We start from the raw sequence: 20,530 nt of genomic DNA on the forward strand, positions 1-20,530 counted from the left end.
AAGAAAAGCGACTTGGTATTGACATCAGCTTTCACAACGGTTGTTTCCGCATAACAGCTCGATTATAGAATCTTTGAATATGCATGGAAATATACATTAACTCTGCATCAGGGTATTTTACACGGTATTTCCCTTCAACAAATTGGCCAACTTCTTTTGCACAGGAAAATGCTTCTTTAAAATTTTCCCTTCTGGCGACCAAATTTCCTGCCATTCCCCGTTTAAGGCCAGTTGAAACGTGATATATCCATGCCGTCCCATTCCGAGCATAAAACCTTGTTTATTTCCTTTATCCTGTTGATTGATAATCACGGAGGGCTGTCCATTGTCTCCCCATTCATAGGCCCTCGGGGCAACCCATGCTTCAATCGAAAAAGACCCAGCTGGGTTATGAACCTTTTCTGAAGGAATTTCCAGCCAATTGGAATATCCATCAAATAATAATGCTTTACCGCTAATGCCGGTTTTCCATTCCGGATCTGATGTTAATGCATAATGAATAACAGACGACACAGCTTGAGCATGATCACGAGTGACGTTACCATCGCCTTCATCAAATCCCCACTGATGGAGAGCACGATTACTAAGCACCAGGTCTAAAGGTTGATCCTTCTTTTGATTGGTATTGGTTGTTTCTAATCTGGTGTTCACCTGTTTTTTGATTAAAACTCCTGTAATCGTCAGGAAGCAAACTGCCAAAGCACAGGAACATTTACATCATCAATATTAATATGTCCCCATCCGCCAGTTTCATAGTCTACAACTTTGATGTATAACTCTTCTCCTATATATTCCGAAGCATCCCAGTTAACTCTTCGATAGGCTTCCCAGTTACCACCCGTTTCCTTCATTAACTCTTTGCCGTCTGAAGCTCTTACCAGTGCTAGATAAAGTCTGTCGATATTAGCTCCGCCGTCAATTAGGAAATCGATTTTTCCGTTTCCACCTAACACAAAGTTCTCCGATTTTAACACTCCTGTCAATGAATCCCCGCCTTTTTCTCCATTAAAACCCCATAAATGGTATCGTTCCGGGTCGATTCGGTCTGAGGCTTGGTTAAATGGTCTGCCCCATCCCCAATCGTTTGCCTTGGAAACGTGTTCATTACTAAAAGCTTTCCCTTCTACAACAGTCCATCCTGTTAAATCGCCGGTTTGGAAATCATGGTTTGGCAATTCTGCACTTTCTGGAATAGGATCTCCTCCGCCATTCAATTCAGGCCAATTGGCAGGAACCGTTTCCCCGTATGCGGAACCCATTTCCCATACCTTCATCGACACCACTTTCGCCTTTCCGCCACTACTCCATAACTCAAGGCCCAGAGCATCGGAAAGGGTTGGATATACACGTGAGGTGATACTTTTTTTGCCATTCGCATAGGCTTCTATCATGGACCGGTCCAGATAAATATGAAGCTTGAGATTCTCTTTACCAATCTTAAGTTCTCCGCCCTGTATCCCTTTTTGGATATCTGGATCGAGACTCGATTTGTTTCGATCAATGTTCAGTAATTGTTTTTCAACATCAAAGAATAGTAATGTTTCTTCCTCGCCATTTGTTGACTTTCTAGCTTTTAGACCCACTTGTTTTGCAGAGGCTGGATTGATTTCCAGTTGAATTTCCAACTGATCACCCTTAACATTTGTTAATAATTCATTGGCTTTATCTGTATTTTCATTCTTGATTGAAACAAGTTCCTTTTTCCTTAGAGAACTCAATTCAGTAATAGGTTTAATTCCCAACCCGCCTTCTGAGTTTAAGGAAAGCTCTAGCGGCAATCCTGCATTATGAGCCCAGCCAGCATCATAATGCTGCTGCTCCGTCCGGCGGTCCTGTGTAATACTAAAGAGAATCGAACGTCCCTTTCCATCAACCATTCCGCTTGGTCCTGTATAGTGTTCACCATAATCAAATTGTTTCGGTTCCTCGTGGTCAGGAACAAACTCTAATTTTTCTTTATCCCATGTTCCAATCCAATACCAAACATATTTGACATTGTGTGGACTGTACCCATCAAACCAAGGGTTGAAAAAGAAGACATATTTTTCAACACCTTTTGCATCTTTACCTAATGGCAAGAACACTGGCAACTCCCAAACCTGGCCTGTTTTCGGGTTCTGCTTATAATTGCCGACAATCAGTGGCTTTTTGTATTCCCAATCTTTCAGGTTCTTGGAGGTATAAAGAAGTGCCGTTCCCCCTGCACCTTTAATACCTGAACCAACGAGCTGGTACCATGTATCTCCATCTTTCCAAACATATGGATCACGGAATTGCCCGTACCATACCTCCCCTTCTTTTGCCGGGAGGTTGGGCTCTTGAATCGTAACTGGCTTCTCATACATGGACCATTCCTTCAAATCCGGGTCTTCAGGATCCTTACTCGTTGCTAGACCAGTCATTTGATTTGGAACCTTCTTATCATCCCCGGCTGTAAAAAATAATACCGGATTACCATTACCATCCACAGTTGATCCGCCTGACCAAACACCATCCGGAGCAACGGAATTCCCATCAGGTGCAAGTGCTATCGGTGCATCTTTCCAATGAACCATATCCTCACTTACAGAATGCCCCCAATGAATTTGATGCCAATATGGACCTTGGGGATTATTTTGATAGAATAGATGATATTTCCCATTATAGTAGAACGGTGCATGAGGCTCGTTCATCCAATGCTCCGGTGCAATAAAATGATATTGCGGCCGGTACCGGTCGCCATCATATCTGCTGCGGTCAGGTGCCAGATCAGGTATTGGAAGTTTATGATTCTCAAAACTATTTAAATAAGAATCATAATTCTCTTTAATTTTTTCTCCTGACAGAGAACGGTTATGCATTTTTAATTCGTCTATCATTCCATTAAACATATTGGCAGTGAAAGCTCCATTAACCAAGGCAGCGCTATTATGTTTTCCGATTAACAAATCATTCGATGATGGGGTGATTGTACCTTTTGGTGTAACCGTTTCCCCGACCAATTCACCATTTAAATAAAGCTTCATTTTTTGTTCAGCCTTATCAAAGGTGGCAACAATATACGACCATTTCCCGTGCCGTCCCAAGCCAAGGATATAACCTTCGCTTGCCGTTTTATTGTGTTGGTTGACGATCGCTGATAATTGACCGAGATCGCCCCATTCGTAAGATCTTGGAGCAACCCAAGCTTCTATCGAGAGAGCATCCGTCGGCTTAATCACCTGGTCAGAAGGCCTCGTAATCCAAGTGGAATATCCGTCGAACAATAAAGCCTTGTTGCGGATTCCATCCCTCCATAAAGGATCTGTCGATGGCTTGTATAAAGCCTTGGTAAACACATAGGAAATAGGATCTTCCGTTCCTCTTACGATGTCTTTTGTTTTGGTCCCACTGCCTTCATCCAACGGCCAGTTGGCTATAATGCCAGTATTTTTCACATGAAAGTCATCTACATTAATATGGCCCCATCCTTCTTTTGACTGGTCCACCACTTTGATGTAGACTTTTTCCCCCAGGTAATTGGCTGCATCCCACTTGACCCGAGTATAAGCTTCGCTGTCCTTCCAATTGGTATTCGTCGCTTTGAGAAGTTCTTTATCATCGGAGGCTCTAACTAAGGCCACATATAATTTGTCTATGTCATTACCGCCGCCGATTAGGAAATTAATTTCACCAGTACCTGCCAGGGTAAAGTTTGATGATTTTAAAATTCCAGTTTGTCCGTCTCCACCATCTTTAGCTCCCCATAGATGGTATTGGTTATGGTGATTAAACGGTCCGCCCCAACCCCAATCCTTATCAGCTGTAACATCCTGATTGCTGAAGGCATCGCCTTCCACAATTGTCCATCCTGTTAAATCACCAGTCTCAAAATCTGGATTTTGGATAACATCGGTATTCACCGGGTCATTATTAAAAACATGAAAATCATCGACATTGATGTGCCCGAATCCGCCAGAATGATAGTCAACTACTTTGATATACATTGCTTCCCCGATATATTCCGATGCATCCCAACTGACTCTTCGGTAGGCTTCTGTGTTGGATCCCGTTGCTTTAAAAAGCTCTTTTCCATCCGAAGCACGAACCAAGGCAACATATAGTTTCGTAATATCCTGGCCCCCGCCAACAAGGAAATCAATCTTTCCATTCCCGCCAAGTTTGAAGACCGATGATTTCATTACACCTGTACGGAAATCAGAGTTTGCATCATTCGCTGCCCCGGCAAATCCCCAAACATGGTACGTTCCTTGCTGCTGAAAAGGACCGCCCCAAAAACTAGTAACATTTGATACTGGACGATCAAATGCTGAGCCTGCCTCTGTCCATCCTGATAGATTGCCAGTCTCAAAATCTGGATTTTCAATCTCATTTGGCAGACTGACTCCATCAACGGCCACTTGATCTATTTTTGAAACAAAGGTTGCGCTGTCCAAATCATATACCTTTAATGATTTTAGGGATACTTCTCCACCGGTTGTGTAAAGTGCGAGAGATTGATTTTTAGGATCAGGGAAGAATTGATCCGTCATCACAACACGGCCGTCTTGACCAAATACTTCAACAGATGCCTTGTCAACAATCAGATGGAGTTTAACGGTTTGATTACTGGCATTTAACGGTGCTTCATGTTTTGCAGCAAAATTGCCATTGAAACTTGATTCACCAGCATTGGAACGGTCAACAAACAATTTTTTATTGCCAATATCGTAACCAATTTTGTTTCCCCGCTATCTCCCTTTCGAACTTTAAAACCAAACTCCGTTGCTGTCGCCGAATTCAAATCAAAGTCAGCCATAATCTCAAAGGTATCTCCTGATACGTTCGAAAGCAGATTTTCTCCCGGAGTTAGCACTTTATTTTCAAATACTTGTGGCGTTCCCCTCAGACTTTCTAACTCTTTTACAGGTTTCTGTGTAAGACGAATTCCTTCCCCATCAACCGTTGATAAGCCAAGTTCACGCGGAATCGACATCGATCCCCTGAATGATGATGTAGGAATGTCCTGACCATATTTCCAATTATTCATCCACCCGAGCAATAAGCGGCGTCCATCAGAAACATCACTCCATGTAACAGCTGCATAAAAATCAGCACCATAATCGGCCCAGAGAACTTTACTCGGGTCATTGGCATTGGTAAAATTTTTCCCATCAAAATCACCGATAAAATATTGCATCCCCGAACCGCCGGAAGGAGCACCTTCACTGATACTGACAGCTAATACCCACTTTATCTTAGTTGGATCCCCATCAACCGGAAGGGCAAATAAATCCGGGCATTCCCATGTTCCCGTATGGGAGCCGTCATGGTTGCCAAATTCACTTACTTTCGTCCAACTTTTTAAATCTGGCGAGTTATAAAAATAGACGCGGTCACCGGCTGAAATGGCCATAATCCACTTGTTTGTTTCCTCATGCCAGAATACCTTTGGGTCCCGGAATACGTCAATCCCCTCTGGCATCGGGATAATCGGATTGCCATCATACTTCGTCCAAGTACGGCCCTTATCGTTACTGTAAGCTAAACTTTGAACTTGATGGCCGCCTTTTTCCTGAGTAAATACAGCAACCATCGGCGGTTTAGAGTCTTTTCCGAATCCAGTCGTATTGTTCCAACCCCACAACTGCACTCCCTGACCAGATAAAACCTGTTTCATCTGGATAAAGACCGATCGGCAGGTATTCCCAATTGACCAAGTCTTTACTTACCGCATGTCCCCAATACATCGGTCCCCACTTTGATTCAGTAGGATTATGCTGATAAAACAGATGATACTCCCCATCGTAATACACCATACCGTTTGGGTCATTCATCCAGTTTTTTTCCGGAGAAAAGTGGAATTTGGATCGAAAAGGTTCATTTTCTCCGCCAACAGATGAACCGTTGTTTCACCAGTTTCGGCTTTACTGGAGATTGTTGGCATAAACATCGAAATCATTAAAGAAAAAATGACCACAATCGATATTCCTTTATTTTCCAATTTTCACTTCAACCCTGTTCCCCTCCAACATTTATTTGTCTTTTATATTCAAACAATAAGAAGGCGCTCACATAACAACTTAAAAGAATGGATGCTAGCATGTTTGCAGTAAAAAGCACCCATTTGTGATACATATTCCCCTTCAGTTCGTTCCCTTCATGTATAGCAACTGGTTAAACCATAGTTGGCATAAATAGTAAACCGCATAGGCTGCGAGACTGCCGATGATGAAAATCGTAGCTGGATAAAAATAGAAAAGAGAAGTACCCGCCCCAACAATTATCAATAAAAGAATCGTTAAGACCGGGTTCATAAGGGAAAAGAGAAAGGCATTTCGAATAACGTGCTTAAAGCTTAGTTCAAAATGTACCATAATCGGAAATAGATAAATGGAGATCGAACTAAACAACAAAATGCCAATGACTAAGATGATATACAGAATGAGGTGACCAACAGAACTGCTTGGATCTATAAGCCTATAATCAAAATATAAGAAACAGGCAAGTACCGACCAAATAATCGAGATAATAAAGCTTTGTTTGAAATTTCCTTTAAAAATTTTTAAAAAGCTTTTTAAAATACTTTCTGTTTCTTTTTGTAAAATTCGTTTGCGGATAACGCCAAACATGGCTGCTGTTGCAGGAAAAAAGGTTATTAAGGGGAGCGAAGTAATGACCCATAGTAAATTTAAAAGAAATAAATCTACCATTGTATTCAAGGTATTAAATAATCTGTTGTTTAAACCGTTCATTAATTTCATTCCCCCTATTACCTTTTCACTACATTATCGCCAAGTAGATTTTAACGAATAAAGCTCTAACGAGTGTAACTTAATTTCTCCATGTTTTACATAGAGCTCCAATTGCTTATTTTCTTGATTTGGGAAGATCAAGTCCGTTATGACGGACTTTCCATTATTTCCAAACAATTCTACAGACGACTGGTCAACAAAAACATGTAGAGTGATCTTATTATTTTCTGGAAGTAGATAGCACTCATGTTTTCCTGCGAAGGCCTCATGGAAAGCAGCCTCTCCCGAATTAGTTCGATCTATAAATAATGTTTGGTTTTCTACATCAAATCCAATAATTGTTTCTTCATTGGCTCCCTTACAAACCTTGAACCCAAATTCCGTTGCGGTTCCAATTTCAAACTCGGCAATGATTTCGAATGTGTTACTATTCACATTTTCCAAAAGATTTTTACCTGGTACAACCACTTCGTTTTGAATTAATATTTTTTCATCACGAATACCTTGTAACTCACGAACCGGTTTTTGTACAAGCCGAATCCCTTCTTCGGTTTTCTTTAGCTCAAGTACTCTAGGAATCGTCATCGCACTTCGCCATTCTTTTGTAGGAGTAACATTTGCATATTGCCAGTTGCTCATCCAGCCAATATAAATCCTTCTTCCGTCTTCAGCTGGAACATCGGACCAGCTAACGCCCGCATAATTATCGCGTCCATGATCAATCCAAAGGGACGTTTCTGGTTTGTAATCGTTGAAAAATGTTTTACCATCAAAATCGCCAATAAAATATTGCGTTCTGGATCCTTCTTCATATTTTGGATCATTGCCAATGCTGACAAATAGCGCCCATTTTTTCTGATTGGAATCCCCATCAACAGGTAATTCAAAAAGGTCGGGACACTCCCAGACACCCTGATGTGAGCCATGTCCTTCTCCAAATTCACTGGCAAACTCCCATGAAGTTAAATTTTGGGAAGTATAAATTCTAACCGTTTGACCTGCGGCTAATACCATGACCCATTGGTTAGTTTCACGATGCCAGAACACTTTTGGATCACGAAAATCTGTTATACTTTCATCTTGCAGAACAGGGTTCCCCTTATATTTTATCCATGTACGCCCATTGTCTTTGCTATAGGCTAGACTCTGCCTTTGTCGTGGACGATCAGAATCAGGGTATGTATCGGCATGGGTGAAAATTGCCACTAACCCTGATTTCCCTTCAAAGAAACCGCTAGTGTCGTTCCAATCTACGACTGCACTTCCGGAAAAAATCGTTCCATGCTCATCTGGTGCCAAACCAATCGGGAGGTGTTCCCAGTGAACAAGATCTTTACTTACCGCATGTCCCCAATGCATCGGACCCCATGTTGTTCCATTGGGATGATATTGATAAAATAAGTGATATTCCCCGTTATAAAACACCATACCATTCGGGTCATTCATCCAGTTTCTCTCTGGCGAGAAGTGGTACTGCGGACGGTATTTTTCTGTAAAATACTGTTGTTTTTCCAGTACGTTGTTATTCATTTCTTACACTCTTCCTTTCTCAGGAACTCTTTTTTTTAGGCTTTGTTAAGGTTTGCTGTTGATTATTTCAGTTAAACTATTTACTATGAGTAATATTAACAGGTTCAATCTTGTTTTCATCATAATAAAGAGTCTTTGCTGTTGATATAGATTGAGAATGGTATATGATTTTTTGCAACATCATGATTTTTCCATCTAATTGCTGACTAATTTTTATTACACGTGGATCAGAAATGCCCTTCTTCTTTGCTAATTCGTACATACTCTGGCGAAATTCATCTATAGTCTCCCGTAAAGCTGATACAGTCCCCAAAACCATTGATTTTATTTCCTTTCACACAGTTCATCGAATATTGTTAATATATAAAAACTAATCTTTCTATATAAAACCAGCACAGACTTTTACCCTTCACCCAAAATCAACACTAGCCTTTAACAAAGCCTTTTTTTAAAAACCTTTCAACCTGATCGATGGTTGGAATACTGGGAATTCCACCTTTTCCGAATGACCGGAGGGTGTGAAATCAATTAAATCTTCTCCTAAAGCCGTGACATCAAACATGTACATCATCCTATTTCTTATTTTTTGAAAAGAAAAGCCAGACGAGAAAGAATATCTGGCTTTATATTGGGATTATTGTTTGTTATAGCGGTCTAATCCTTTTTGGTAAACTTTCATTAATTTATCAAGACCCATATCATTTAATTGCTTCACATACGCATCCCATTCCTTCTCAATTCCTCCCTCGATCAACCATTGAGCTTCTTTTTGCTTCACAAAGGCTTTAATTTCCGGCTCAATCGTATTAATCACTTCAAGCTCTTCAGGGCTAAAGAAGATGGATGGATAGCTTTCTTGTTCCATATGTGGTTTATAATACTGGTCAAGAATTTGTAATCTTTCCTTTGCTCTTGGCTCCATGTCTACAACTTTGCCAAAGTGCTCCTTTAAGACTACAAACGGACCGCCCGGAGCAACCTTTTGACGTAATTCACCCATTGCTACGCCTGCTGGAAGCTCTTTATTCACTAACATGCCATTCGCATCTTCCTCGTAAATTTCACCAATTGGGCCCCAGTTAATTTGTGCTGACATTTTTGGCTCATATAATTGGTCAACCCAGCGCATCGTAATCTCAGGGTTTTTGTTAGCTGAGGTAATCACAAAGGCATCTCTTCCATATTCGGAATAGTTGGAACGTCCAATCACAATTTTGCCATCTTTCCCTTTTAATGGCGGTAATACGACATAATCTTTAACTCGATCCGGTCCAACTACTTCCGTATTTTCCCACCAAATGAACGAGCCTAGTGTTGGATTCTGTGTTTTCCCTTTGGCAAACAGCTGCTCCGTCTTTTGGGTTACGACCTCAGGGTCAATTAAACCTTCTTTTACCCAGCCGTTATAATACTTAATGGCTTCTTTAAACTCTGGCTGAACCGCTGCATAAAGGACTTTTCCATCTCTTACAATACGGTGGTCAGCTTCAAATGGAGCATCCGGCATTCCGAATAAACCAATTAAATCTCCTTCATTACCGCACCAGCCGTTATACCAGAAAGTCAACCCAATTTCATCTTTCTTACCGTTTCCGTTCGGATCCTTCTCTTTAAATGCTTTTAACACATCATGGTATTCCTCTAATGTTGTCGGCATTTTTAGGCCAAGCTTATCTAACCATGCTTTGTTGATGAACATAATATTTGGCATACCGATTAGATCCATTTCCTCAGCACGCGGAAGGGAATAAATATGCCCATCTGGTGCGGTTACAACCTTTTTCAACTCTGGTCTCTCTTCAAATAGTTTCTTTAAATTTGGTGCATATTTGTCGATTAAATCCTCTAATGGGATAATGGTGCCGTTCTGACCATATTGGGCGAGATCATGATCAGAAAAGCCTGATGAATAGAACGCATCTGGCAGGTCACCGCTTGCCAGCATTAAATTTTTCTTTTCTTGATATCCATCTCCAGGGATATTATTCCATTTAATTTGAACGTTCGTTGCTTTTTGAAGTCGGTCAAAAATCACCATTTTCGAATAGTCAGGTGCCAGAGCTGCTTTTGGTGAAACAATGTTCAACGTAACCTGTTTGTCGACAATCGGTAAACCTGTTTTATGAAAGGCAGCATCTGCTTTTTTCTCGGAACTGGCAGAATCACTGTTTGAACAGCCAGTTAATACGAATGAAGCACTTAATCCTAAAACCAATGCCATTGCTATGCTCTTTTTCTTGTTTTTCTGAACATTTTTCTTGATTGATTTCAACATTTGTTTTTCCCCCTATTAGATCGATTAAATGGATGGCAAACTATAAATGACGTCGACCACCACCCCTTATTACAAATCATTTCGATTAACCTTTAATTCCACCGATCATAACACCCTTGACAAAGTATTTTTGAACAAATGGATAGACGATTAAAAGCGGGATGGAAGCAACAATAATCACACCGTATTTAATTAGCTCAGACACTCTTTGTTTTGCGGCCAAGGAGTCCAAATCACTGATCATCATTGTGGATGCCTGATTTTGAATTAAAATGTTTCGTAAAATCAATTGCAACGGATATAAATTTTCATTATTTAAATAGATTAAAGCATCAAAATAGGAGTTCCAGTGTCCAACGGCATAGAATAACACCATGACAGCGACAATCGGTTTTGATAACGGCAGAACAATCTTCCAGAAAAATTTCGCATCGGAACATCCATCTATTTTGGCCGCTTCTAATAACTCACCAGGAATAGAAGACTCAAAAAACGTTTTAGCTACTATCACGTTCCAGACAGCTACAGCTTTCGGCAGGATCAACGCCCACATTGTATTTAGCAAACCCAGATTCTTAACAACCAGGTATGTAGGAATGAGTCCGCCTGAGAAAAACATCGTCATGAGGAATAAAAACATAATCACATTTCTTCCATATAAATCTTTTCTTGATAATGCATAGGCAGCCATTAAGGTAAAAGAAACGTTTACAATCGTACCAACCACCGTATACATGATGGAGTTCTTATAGCCCAGCCAAATCTTGCTGTCTCCAAAGATTCGCTGATACCCTTCAAGGGTCAGCTCTTTCGGCAATAGCCATACCTTTCCTTCGTAAATCATGTTTGGGTCACTGATAGAGGCAATTACAATAAAGTACAATGGATAGACTACCAATAGTAAGATGATCGCGACCAGAAAAAAGTTAATAATATCAAAGACTATATCTTCTTTCGATCTTCTGGTAATCTTCTTATTTTTTAAGGCTAATAAACTCATTATTGATGCACCTCCTAGTTACCATAGTCCTGTTCCGGATAATTTTTTAGCGGACTTATTTACTGCGATTAGTAAAGCTAAGTTAATTACAGAATTAAATAATCCTACTGCAGCAGCAAAACTATATTGCGCCTGCTGTAACCCCATCTTATAAACATAGGTTGGGATAATCTCTGCTGCCGGCTGGTTCATTGGTGTTTGTAACAGGTAGGCCTTTTCAAAACCAATATTCATAATGTTACCAACGTTTAGGATTAATAGAATAACAGCCGTTGGCATAATCGCCGGAATATCCACATGAAAAATCCGCTGCCACTTATTTGCTCCATCCATTACCGCAGCCTCATGCAGTTCAGGGCTGACTCCTGCAAGCGCTGCTAGATATATAATCGCAGCCCATCCGGTTTCTTGCCAAACGCCTGAGGCAATATATAATGGTTTAAACCAATCAGGTTTTGCCATAAACGAAATCGGATCGCCGCCAAAAATCAGGATTAAGTTATTAATAAGCCCATTGTTTGAAAAGAAGACATAAATCATACCCGCTAAAACAACTACTGATATAAAATGCGGCGCATAAACAACTGTTTGAATAAAACGTTTGTACTTATCACTTCTAATTTGGTTCATCATGAGAGCTAGAAAAATTGGAAGCGGAAAACCAACGATTAGTTGTATAACGCTAAGACCAAGCGTGTTTTTGATAAGGGTCCAAAATTGATAAGATTCAAAAAATCGCTCAAAGTGTTTAAATCCAACCCACGGACTTCCCATAATTCCTTTTGTTGCCACAAAATCTTTAAAAGCAATTAATATTCCATACATCGGGACATAATGGAAAACAATAAAATAAACTAAAGCGGGTAAAAGAAACAAATAGAGCTGATAATTACTCAAGACTTTTTTTAGTTTTGATGCTTTTCTTACTTGGATGGGTGAATCGATGATCGGATTTGCTTTCCTTGCCACTTCCATATTCTTGCCTCACTTTCAATTTAGTTATATTAATTGAAACGTTTCCAATTGAAGTTAAAAAAATTATTTTGCTAAGTAGTTTTTACTTGATAAAGGATTTGGTAAAATCTTTTACTCAATTGTTTTTATTGAAACGTTTCCAATAAAGACTAAAAAACGGTACTTAACTGAGCCGTTTCTCTCAATCTTACATCATTGAGATTCAATAAAACGTTTCCAATGATGAGCTAAAAAATTTGACACAGCTAAGTCGTTTCCCCTTCTCTGTACATAACAGGCAGTCTGTAAATCTGTTGCTCCAATGTTTCACCTTCAATTTTTCTTAATAGAAGTTGAACAGACATTCTTGCCATTTCTTCAACCGGCTGCCGGATCGTTGATAGAATTGGATGAAACAGCTTATTATCCTGAATTCCATCATAACCAATTACTTTTACATCCTCTGGAGTCCGCAAGCCATATTGTTTAGCTTTATCGATATATTTGGCGGCAAGCAGATCGGTATTGGCAAATATCCCGTCCACATCCTGATGTTCTTTTATTTTAAAGAAATTTTCGAAGTATTTTTCATCATTAAAAACAGCATCAAGCTCCTCGTAGATGATATATTCGATACCTTGAGCCTCTGCTTCATCGATGAATCCTTTTTTCCGAAGTTCAACCTCACTATAAACATCACTATAGGTTGCAAGATATGCGGCTTTTTTAGTTCCCGCTTTCACAAGCTCTCTTACGGCAATGCGGCCGCCAGTGTAGTTATCCGAGGTTACGCATGTGATTTTTTTTCCAAAATGGCGGTCAATGCTGATAATCGGAATATCAGTACTCACACTATCTTCGATGTCATTGTAAGTGATTCCAATAATGCCTGCTACTTTATTCTGATTGAGCATATCTAAATAATAAAGCTCTTTGTCGGGTCTGCCCCCACTATTGCAAAGCATCAATTTATACCCTTCTCGGTCAAGCTCATCTTCGATATAATAGGCGAGTTCTGAGAAAAATGGATGCCATACACTCGGAATCAACAGCGCAACCATTGTTGATTTTTGCATTTTAAAATTTCTTGCTACTTCGTTTGGAATATAATTTAATTGTTTGATCGCAGCATTCACTTTCTCCCGTGTTTCGTTCCTTACATTCGGATGATTGTTAATGACTCGTGAAACAGTGCCAACTCCAACTCCTGCCAGGTCTGCAACATCTTTTAAACTTGGCACTACAACTACCTCCAATATTAAAGCGATTTCATAAACTTATGATATCTTTACTTTGGAAACGTTTCAACGTTTCCATGAACCTATGATATCACCATCTTGGAAACGTTTCAACGTTTTTTTTAAATAAATTAATTTTTCTGATTTTTTAAGATAGAATGTATTTTTTTAATGCCTCTGCTACACCGTCCTCATCATTGGAAAGTGTGATATCATTAGCAATTTGTTTCACTTGTTCCGGTGCATTTCCCATGGCAATTCCAAGTCCCGCAAATTCGATCATATTCATATCGTTATAGTTGTCGCCTATTGCGATAATCTCGTTTTTTAGGATATCAAACTCTTTGCATAAAAATTCAATGGCAGAAGTTTTGGTTGTATGTTTCGGCATTATTTCTAAGTAGGTAGGTTTTGAAGGGTATATATTTAAATAGCTAGAGAGATAATCATTTATTTTTACATCCAATTGATGTATCTTATGGGATTCGGCCATACATAAAATTTTATTAGGTCCAGTACTTTCTTGCTCCCAAATAGTAAATAGGTTACTAAAATCGGAAATAGCAGGAGTAATACTGGTTATTTCACTCTCTTGTTTTGCCCATTCATCCATTTCTTCTATATACCATTCATCATCCTTGTATAAACTGATATGGATGCTTAAGTTTTTGACAATAGTATACACCTTCTTTACATCTGAAACTGGTATCGTAATGTTCAATTGCAGATCACCATGATTCCAAATAAGAGCACCGCTGTAACAAATAATCGGCTGAACAATATTTAGCTCTTTCTGTAAGGACAACATACCTTTTGGCATTCTTGCAGAAACTAAGATGACTGGAATATATTTTTGATTTGCAACATTCTGAATGACTTGTTTCGTTTTGTCAGAAATTTCATGCCTGGAATTCAGCAATGTTCCATCAATATCCAAACATACCATTTTGAAATTACCCATATGAATCCCCCTAGTCCTTAATAAAATGTTTTTAGTCGGAATTTATAACAAGTGTCTAAATTTTTAGTAAGTTAATATATCAATTATATCGTCGATTTGAAGATCATGAATATATTGTCAATAAAAATTGGTTTTCTTCTTTAAGTTAACTAATTTTGTCCTTTTACCTTTATGAACTGACACATCTCATTACCGCACTTTGAATGGTATAGCTTCCAGTAATACTCCTTACGCCTAATTAATTCGTCATGGGATCCCTCCTCTATGATTCTACCTTTTTCAATGAAAGTAGCCGCGGTCGAACACATACATGCATTCCTTGTCATCAACCAGCACTTCCAGTTGGCCGCGATCGTGTTCCTTGGCGTTCGTCAAGACCGCCTGATCGGGGTAGGAACAGCCATTTTCCATGAACACGAGCCGCAGATGAAGCTTTATGCCGGACTTGGTTTGCCGGAACGCCGCCCATCGGTGGTTATTCAAGTTCAAAGGCAATGTGCTGGAATCGATGATCTTCAGCGGAACGGTCCGTTTGCGACGCATCTGGAAATCCGTCGCTTCGTGGATCTGTGCGACCAGCTCGAGAAAGATGACCTGGAAGAACTCCGTCGGCACTTTGCGCAACCGTCTGCCGAGCTGGGAAAAGCTGATGGAATCCAACCCTTTGGCTTCCTGCAGTTCCTCAGAAAAGACGCTGTCGCTGACGGCGCGCAGACTTTCTGTTTCGTGAAGTTGTGCGTACAAGAGTAACTTCGTGAAAGAAGCCATGTGGAGCTTCTTTGTATAGTAATCGAGACAATGGAGCTGGACCTGTTCCGTAAATAATTCATTGGAAATCGGCGATGCCCGGTTTTATAATCCTAGAAGACCTCATTCTACCATTGTCATGCTTTCTCCAAACTTAAAAGAAGACATTTTCTGGCAGTCTTCCTAAAGAAACATTCCTTTTTTCTGTCTACTTTATTGGCATTTCCAAATATGGGAAACACTATAAAAAGAGGCACTTCCATCGCTAGGAAGCACCCCAAAAATTAAATGACAAACGAAATAATTCAAGTGTCCGACTTGCAATTGAAACTTTGGAACAAAAACTACCACAAAAACATAGTTGAATATATTATTTATGCTCCTGGCGTTGGAGTGGCTCTGAATGCATTTACAGTCTTGTCCATAACAACCTGTGCATCACTTCCCGAATCAAGAATCGTATTTTGAAGCGATTCTTTTTCTACCAATACTGTTGTTACGGTAAGCGGCTCTGATGCTTCGGTAGTCAACAAAGCGTCTACTTGCGCAGAGAAACATGAATCACTTATCTTGGCATGAACCTCCGTGGCAACAACATGATTATTAGAAATATAATTTCCATTACCCGAAACAATACGTATGATTACAGGTGTTGCACCTACCGGCTTGATGTTCTGAGTATTAATTACTTCAGAAAAGTGATTAGCAATTACAGAATTATTATTGCCACTGATATAGAGGAGACCATACAAATCATCTAAACCATTGTCTATTCCCACAAAAGGAGTCCAAGGTTCATGGTCACGTAAAAAGTGATTTGTAGAAACCAAGTTTTCCGAGCAATTTTCCCTGAATACCACCATTCCTGGATAAAATGAATGAAGTCTATTATTTGTGATACTGGAACGTGTCACACCATCAAAATAGATACTGCTCGCACCTCGTGGAAAAACATTATTCGCTGTAATCAAAAGTCCACCAAAATTTTGAGCGTAAATTGAATATCCTTTAAAACCAGCTCCTATCAAGTTATCGGTTATTTTTGAAGCCTGTCCCCAACCTCGTAGTTCTATACAGTTACCACATTCAGCTATGAAATTATCATGTATAGTCAGTGCATCTGCATGATAAATAGTAATTCCATGCTCTAAATACACAAACCCCATGCCTGTAATCCGAAATGAGTCACAAGCACTTGCAACATAAATACCCGTTTTCCCGTTAGTGTATGTGTTTTCCGGATTTGTTTCTCCTGAACCATCTTCAATAAAATGCAAACCATCAATACAAAAGTCAGAAAACTCTACCGAACTTATTCGGGGATTTCCACTTCGTTCAACATAAAATGCAGCTCCTTTATATTCCTCGTCATTTACTTCTAGGGGAATATCTACGAGTATGCGACTTCCTCCCGGCCACAATTCATGCAAATCCGCCCATTTATTCTCAGAAGTATTAAAACGAATACTCGAAGATGTAAACCCGTGTCCAGAACCCATAATTTTAAGATAACTGATGTCTATAACTACTTGACTGCCAAGATGATAATCTCCCGGTGGAATATAGATAACCGCACCCGGCTTTCCGCCTTTATTCACATCAGTGTCCGTTTGCCTACTTTTAATATCTGCTATAATGCTATTGATTACCTCACCAATATCCTCATACGGATTACCGACAGGCCACTCTGTTACGTCGTAATAATTTTTACTAGCCATAAATAAATTCTCCTATCAATTTAGTGTGTTTGTTCATAAACTACTTTTTCCTTGATATAGCTGGAAGTAAGCCTTACGAATTCGTGCTTTTCCTGCAGCTTTTCTGAGATTCTCCTATACCTTTTGAAGCACCCGTTAAAATAAAATAATTCACTGTTCCATCTCCCATTTTCCAAAAGATATAGTTATATTCTCTGAATTTATATAAAATTCCTTTTATAATATATATATCCAGTGTTTTTGAGAATCTTATTCAATTAAATGGCCCGATTGTGGAATAAAACTTAGATTTTTAAACGACTTTATTGCTAAAACATCCATTATAAAAAAATTTAACAACTTTATTTTACCCCCATCTAAAACAGGATGAAGGTATGCATGTTAGAAGTATTAAACTTAAATAACTTATTGTTATCTTGACAATTCCTTTTTGCGGGTGGTGACAGCTTCGCTGGTACTACCCCAAATAAGACAACAGAAGTAACTAAATAATATCATTGAGCAAGACCATCGCTTTATAAAGAAGCGAGTTCGTTCTATGCTAGGATTAAAATCGTTCCAAACTGCCAAAAAGATATTAAGTGGTATAGAAACAATGCATATGCTTCGAAAATAGCAAATTTTCTTACGGGAGAGATCTGTCCAAAATCAGACAGAGTTTATACATCTATTGTTTGGACTTACTGCATAGGATAGGATTCCGAAGGAATCTATTCGTTTTTTCAAACTGTCGTTATATTTGCACCAGAACCCTTTTTCTTGTTTTTAAATAGATTCGTATACATCTTTATTACCTTCTTTAGCCCTATGCTGTCGTTTATATACGAATTTTGATAAACTGACACTGCCTTCATATAAGAGTAATAAAGGTATACTTACAAGGATATCTGATAGAAAATCTGGTGGCGTAATCAAAATTGAAACGACGATTAATATGAAGTAGGCATATTTTCGGATTTTTTGCAGACGGTACGGATTGATAATTCCTAAGCTTGTTAAAAACAGCATGACAACGGGTAGTTCAAACAGAAATCCAAAAGGCAATGTCATGTGAAGCAAAAATTGAAAATATTTCTCCGTTGTAAAGAACGTATTAAACATGTCGTTTGATAGCGACATTAAAAAATTTAGTACAAGAGGTAATAGAATATAGTAACCAAAACTAATTCCTAATACAAATAAGATAAATAGTGCTGGAATATAAGTGATTGTAACTTTACGTTCTTTTGGTGTTAATGCCGGACGTACAAACAGCCATGCTTGGTGCGCACCAACTGGTATAGTAGCTGCAATGGCAACGACGCTGGCAATCATAAAATAAACGATTAAGATATCACTTGGCCCTAGCAATGCTAGCTTAAATGGCAAATCTTTGACTAACACATGGTAAATATCTTGAACATATACAAATACCATCACTAAAAACAGCAGAAAGACGAGGAAAGTAATGATAATACGTTTGCGCAGCTCTTCCAAGTGTTGAACTATGTGCATGTCTCGATCTTCCAACATAATCACTCCATAAAAAAAGAGATGTAAGACGGATCTACATCTCCTCTTAATTTATTTATCTCATTTTTCTTTTTTACTAGATGTCTCTTCATTAAGATCATCTGTCACAATCTCTCTAGTAGACTTTTTAAATTCCCTTAAAGTTGAGCCAAATGCTCTTCCGATTTCCGGTAATTTAGAAGGACCGAAAATGATAAGCGCGAGTGTTAAGATAAGTATTAACCCTGGAATTCCGATATTTTGCATCATATTTTCCTCCTAGTAGTTAAATCTTGTAATTCTTTTTTAGACATTTATTGTTATTTTCAGAATGGTTTAATTCTGCTCCAATTCCTAAGAATAAAGCGCCCAAAATTGGAGAGAAGATTTATAGATCTTTTGTACTATTTGGATAGTTTATGATATTGGTAAGATGAATGCATTCGAATTAAAAAAACCTCATCCAAACACGAGCCAGGTTGTGATTCCACGAAAGACGTATTTTATAGGTATGCTCTGCTATTGTGAAATAGAGTAATAGCAGAGTAATAAATTACCAAACGATTATTGTATTTGAACTAGATTTATCTACATCAAGCGATGACGCAGAATGAACAATACGTGTATCCACGCAGGAACCATTGACTACAACTTTTCGATTCGAAGAAATACCATAAATCTTGGTATTAGTCACCCAGTTTCCATTACCACCCATAATTAAGATACGAGTGTCATTTTCTGGTTGAGCAGAATTGATAGTTGACGCAGTGATATGATTATCATTTCCATTAACATGAATCAGTCCATAAAGACCATCACGCCCAATAGGGTCACCATCAATATTCCAGTTACCTGCACCATCTCTGAGCGCTTGCACTTTTCCAGAAAACAAATTTCCATTTCCTTTAATAATAACAGCACCAGTGTAGTAGCTTTGGATATTATTTCCTGTAAACGTACAGTCATTGGCTCCTATAGCTTCTAAACATACATATCCATCAGGATAGATGTTGTTACCTACAATATTTGCCCATTTAGGATTTTCTAAAAATACACTTTTTCCTGACGGTTGTGCTCCAAAGTGGTTATTGGCTACTAATAATTGCTGAGAAGAACCGACCGCAAGAAGTCCATTACGAACTTCTGAAATCCAACAGCCTCTTACCATGCCTGCGTCAGCTCCACTTAATTTTAAACCTGTATCTACGTTGATAGTTGAAACACCAATAATATGAACTGCATCATTATCTTGGTCGATACTAATAGCAGTTTGACCTTGGTTTGTTCCACGACCTTGAATCAAAAAGTTTTCCAGTTGAATCGAAGATACTCGTGGTGCTCCAGCGCGTTTTTCAGAAAGGATACCTATTTTAAAATCAACAGTAGCATCACCTAATACAAGTTTACTTCCTCCACCTGGATGATTTAGAGCTGGTTGATCTGGACCTGGTGGTTCTTCGGCATCGACATTCGAACGTGTACCTGCATTAACGCCTCTGATTGTCACATAAGAGCGATTAATTTTAATTGGTGCATAAATCCACATTTCTCCTGCTGGTAATTCAATGACTCCTCCAGATGGAGGCATAGTATTAATAAGATCATTAATAATGTCTGCGTTGCGACGAAAAGTGGGGTCATTTAACTTTGCTCCATAATCTACTGGGTTAAGTGTCATAGTTTGAGGAGTGAGAGCGCTTACTTCTTTTGCCTTAAAAGGAAAACCGCTTAAAAATACTAATAACCAAACAGATGATCCTACTACAAAGTTCCTTCGTTCTTTTGAATATGACTTTTTAATAGATTTATTTGTTTCCATATTGCCCTCCCATTAATTGGCTAAAAATCAATAATTTTCCCGTTGGGGCTTATAAATTTTCAAAACTTATTTTTATGCCATTAG

15 protein-coding genes and 4 pseudogenes are annotated in these 20,530 nt (G+C 38.9%); 1 reads left to right on the forward strand and 18 read right to left on the reverse strand.

Features of this window, described 5'->3' with window-relative positions; translation table 11 throughout:
- Positions 1-31: 31 nt before the first annotated feature.
- The 15 genes and pseudogenes from QF028_RS22835 to QF028_RS22905 all read right to left on the reverse strand — a co-directional run bounded on the left by QF028_RS22835 (position 32) and on the right by QF028_RS22905 (position 17,136).
- Positions 32-214 (reverse strand): PRD domain-containing protein, encoded by a 183-nt coding sequence (locus QF028_RS22835; protein ID WP_429469143.1) that lies wholly within the window; start codon positions 212-214, stop codon positions 32-34.
- 466 nt (positions 215-680) lie between these two features.
- Positions 681-3,866 (reverse strand): annotated as a pseudogene (locus QF028_RS22840) (GH32 C-terminal domain-containing protein); the annotation flags it as partial.
- Between the two features lie 609 nt (positions 3,867-4,475).
- Positions 4,476-5,638 (reverse strand): annotated as a pseudogene (locus tag QF028_RS22845) (glycoside hydrolase family 32 protein); the annotation flags it as partial.
- Positions 5,562-5,795 carry a hypothetical protein gene (locus QF028_RS22850; RefSeq protein WP_429469146.1) on the reverse strand — a complete coding sequence of 78 codons (234 nt, stop codon included), beginning with the start codon at positions 5,793-5,795 and terminating at the stop codon, positions 5,562-5,564. The pseudogene QF028_RS22845 and the gene QF028_RS22850, both read right to left, overlap by 77 nt.
- Entirely contained in the window at positions 5,792-5,962 is a 171-nt protein-coding gene (locus tag QF028_RS22855; protein ID WP_429469149.1) for a hypothetical protein, read from the reverse strand. Before QF028_RS22855 ends, QF028_RS22850 begins: the two co-directional genes overlap by 4 nt.
- Before the next feature lie 142 nt (positions 5,963-6,104).
- Positions 6,105-6,713, reverse strand: coding sequence for a YesL family protein (locus QF028_RS22860; RefSeq protein WP_429469152.1), 609 nt, complete (start codon positions 6,711-6,713; stop codon positions 6,105-6,107).
- 33 nt (positions 6,714-6,746) lie between these two features.
- Positions 6,747-8,243, reverse strand: a complete 1,497-nt coding sequence (locus QF028_RS22865; protein WP_429469155.1) for a glycoside hydrolase family 32 protein — start codon at positions 8,241-8,243, stop codon at positions 6,747-6,749.
- A gap of 76 nt (positions 8,244-8,319) precedes the next feature.
- Positions 8,320-8,562 (reverse strand): aspartyl-phosphate phosphatase Spo0E family protein, encoded by a 243-nt coding sequence (locus tag QF028_RS22870; protein ID WP_215014963.1) that lies wholly within the window; start codon positions 8,560-8,562, stop codon positions 8,320-8,322.
- 315 nt (positions 8,563-8,877) lie between these two features.
- Positions 8,878-10,518 (reverse strand): ABC transporter substrate-binding protein, encoded by a 1,641-nt coding sequence (locus QF028_RS22875; protein ID WP_429469159.1) that lies wholly within the window; start codon positions 10,516-10,518, stop codon positions 8,878-8,880.
- A gap of 85 nt (positions 10,519-10,603) precedes the next feature.
- Complete coding sequence (locus QF028_RS22880) at positions 10,604-11,518, reverse strand: carbohydrate ABC transporter permease (RefSeq protein WP_214998918.1); 915 nt, start codon at positions 11,516-11,518, stop codon at positions 10,604-10,606.
- Positions 11,519-11,536: 18 nt separating this feature from the next.
- Entirely contained in the window at positions 11,537-12,493 is a 957-nt protein-coding gene (locus QF028_RS22885) for an ABC transporter permease (protein ID WP_429469162.1), read from the reverse strand.
- Positions 12,494-12,738: 245 nt separating this feature from the next.
- The gene (locus QF028_RS22890) at positions 12,739-13,713 is read right to left on the reverse strand and encodes a LacI family DNA-binding transcriptional regulator (protein ID WP_215014969.1); all 975 of its coding nucleotides are present in this window, start codon (positions 13,711-13,713) and stop codon (positions 12,739-12,741) included.
- A gap of 145 nt (positions 13,714-13,858) precedes the next feature.
- Positions 13,859-14,671: a Cof-type HAD-IIB family hydrolase gene (locus QF028_RS22895; RefSeq protein ID WP_429469165.1), complete on the reverse strand. Its 813-nt coding sequence runs from the start codon at positions 14,669-14,671 to the stop codon at positions 13,859-13,861.
- 288 nt (positions 14,672-14,959) lie between these two features.
- Positions 14,960-15,508: pseudogene (locus QF028_RS22900) on the reverse strand (DUF4372 domain-containing protein); the annotation flags it as partial.
- A gap of 284 nt (positions 15,509-15,792) precedes the next feature.
- Positions 15,793-17,136: a NosD domain-containing protein gene (locus QF028_RS22905; RefSeq protein ID WP_214998926.1), complete on the reverse strand. Its 1,344-nt coding sequence runs from the start codon at positions 17,134-17,136 to the stop codon at positions 15,793-15,795.
- 484 nt (positions 17,137-17,620) lie between these two features.
- Between QF028_RS22905 and QF028_RS22910 the strand changes: the two are divergent.
- Positions 17,621-17,827, forward strand: a pseudogene (locus QF028_RS22910) (DDE-type integrase/transposase/recombinase); the annotation flags it as partial.
- A 74-nt stretch (positions 17,828-17,901) separates the two neighbouring features.
- Here QF028_RS22910 and tatC read toward each other — a convergent pair.
- The 3 genes from tatC to QF028_RS22925 all read right to left on the reverse strand — a co-directional run bounded on the left by tatC (position 17,902) and on the right by QF028_RS22925 (position 20,446).
- Positions 17,902-18,630, reverse strand: a complete 729-nt coding sequence (gene tatC, locus QF028_RS22915) for a twin-arginine translocase subunit TatC (RefSeq protein WP_429469168.1) — start codon at positions 18,628-18,630, stop codon at positions 17,902-17,904.
- Between the two features lie 78 nt (positions 18,631-18,708).
- A complete protein-coding gene (locus QF028_RS22920) occupies positions 18,709-18,897 on the reverse strand; it encodes a twin-arginine translocase TatA/TatE family subunit (protein WP_214998928.1) in 189 nt (62 codons plus the stop codon).
- A gap of 283 nt (positions 18,898-19,180) precedes the next feature.
- Complete coding sequence (locus QF028_RS22925) at positions 19,181-20,446, reverse strand: NosD domain-containing protein (RefSeq protein ID WP_429469172.1); 1,266 nt, start codon at positions 20,444-20,446, stop codon at positions 19,181-19,183.
- Positions 20,447-20,530 lie beyond the last annotated feature (84 nt).

This window comes from Neobacillus sp. B4I6 (genome assembly GCF_050434045.1).
Lineage (GTDB): Bacteria > Bacillota > Bacilli > Bacillales > Cytobacillaceae > Neobacillus.

Bases quoted from the DNA above. Each gene is read 5' to 3' on its own strand.
- QF028_RS22885 (WP_429469162.1), bottom strand. From the start codon at position 12,493: ATGGAAGTGGCAAGGAAAGCAAATCCGATCATCGATTCACCCATCCAA.
- tatC (WP_429469168.1), bottom strand. From the start codon at position 18,630: ATGCACATAGTTCAACACTTGGAAGAGCTGCGCAAACGTATTATCATT.
- QF028_RS22905 (WP_214998926.1), bottom strand. From the start codon at position 17,136: ATGGCTAGTAAAAATTATTACGACGTAACAGAGTGGCCTGTCGGTAAT.
- QF028_RS22875 (WP_429469159.1), bottom strand. From the start codon at position 10,518: ATGTTGAAATCAATCAAGAAAAATGTTCAGAAAAACAAGAAAAAGAGC.
- QF028_RS22870 (WP_215014963.1), bottom strand. From the start codon at position 8,562: ATGGTTTTGGGGACTGTATCAGCTTTACGGGAGACTATAGATGAATTT.
- QF028_RS22835 (WP_429469143.1), bottom strand. From the start codon at position 214: ATGGCAGGAAATTTGGTCGCCAGAAGGGAAAATTTTAAAGAAGCATTT.
- QF028_RS22920 (WP_214998928.1), bottom strand. From the start codon at position 18,897: ATGATGCAAAATATCGGAATTCCAGGGTTAATACTTATCTTAACACTC.
- QF028_RS22860 (WP_429469152.1), bottom strand. From the start codon at position 6,713: ATGAACGGTTTAAACAACAGATTATTTAATACCTTGAATACAATGGTA.
- QF028_RS22925 (WP_429469172.1), bottom strand. From the start codon at position 20,446: ATGGAAACAAATAAATCTATTAAAAAGTCATATTCAAAAGAACGAAGG.
- QF028_RS22865 (WP_429469155.1), bottom strand. From the start codon at position 8,243: ATGAATAACAACGTACTGGAAAAACAACAGTATTTTACAGAAAAATAC.
- QF028_RS22880 (WP_214998918.1), bottom strand. From the start codon at position 11,518: ATGAGTTTATTAGCCTTAAAAAATAAGAAGATTACCAGAAGATCGAAA.
- QF028_RS22895 (WP_429469165.1), bottom strand. From the start codon at position 14,671: ATGGGTAATTTCAAAATGGTATGTTTGGATATTGATGGAACATTGCTG.
- QF028_RS22850 (WP_429469146.1), bottom strand. From the start codon at position 5,795: ATGAATGACCCAAACGGTATGGTGTATTACGATGGGGAGTATCATCTG.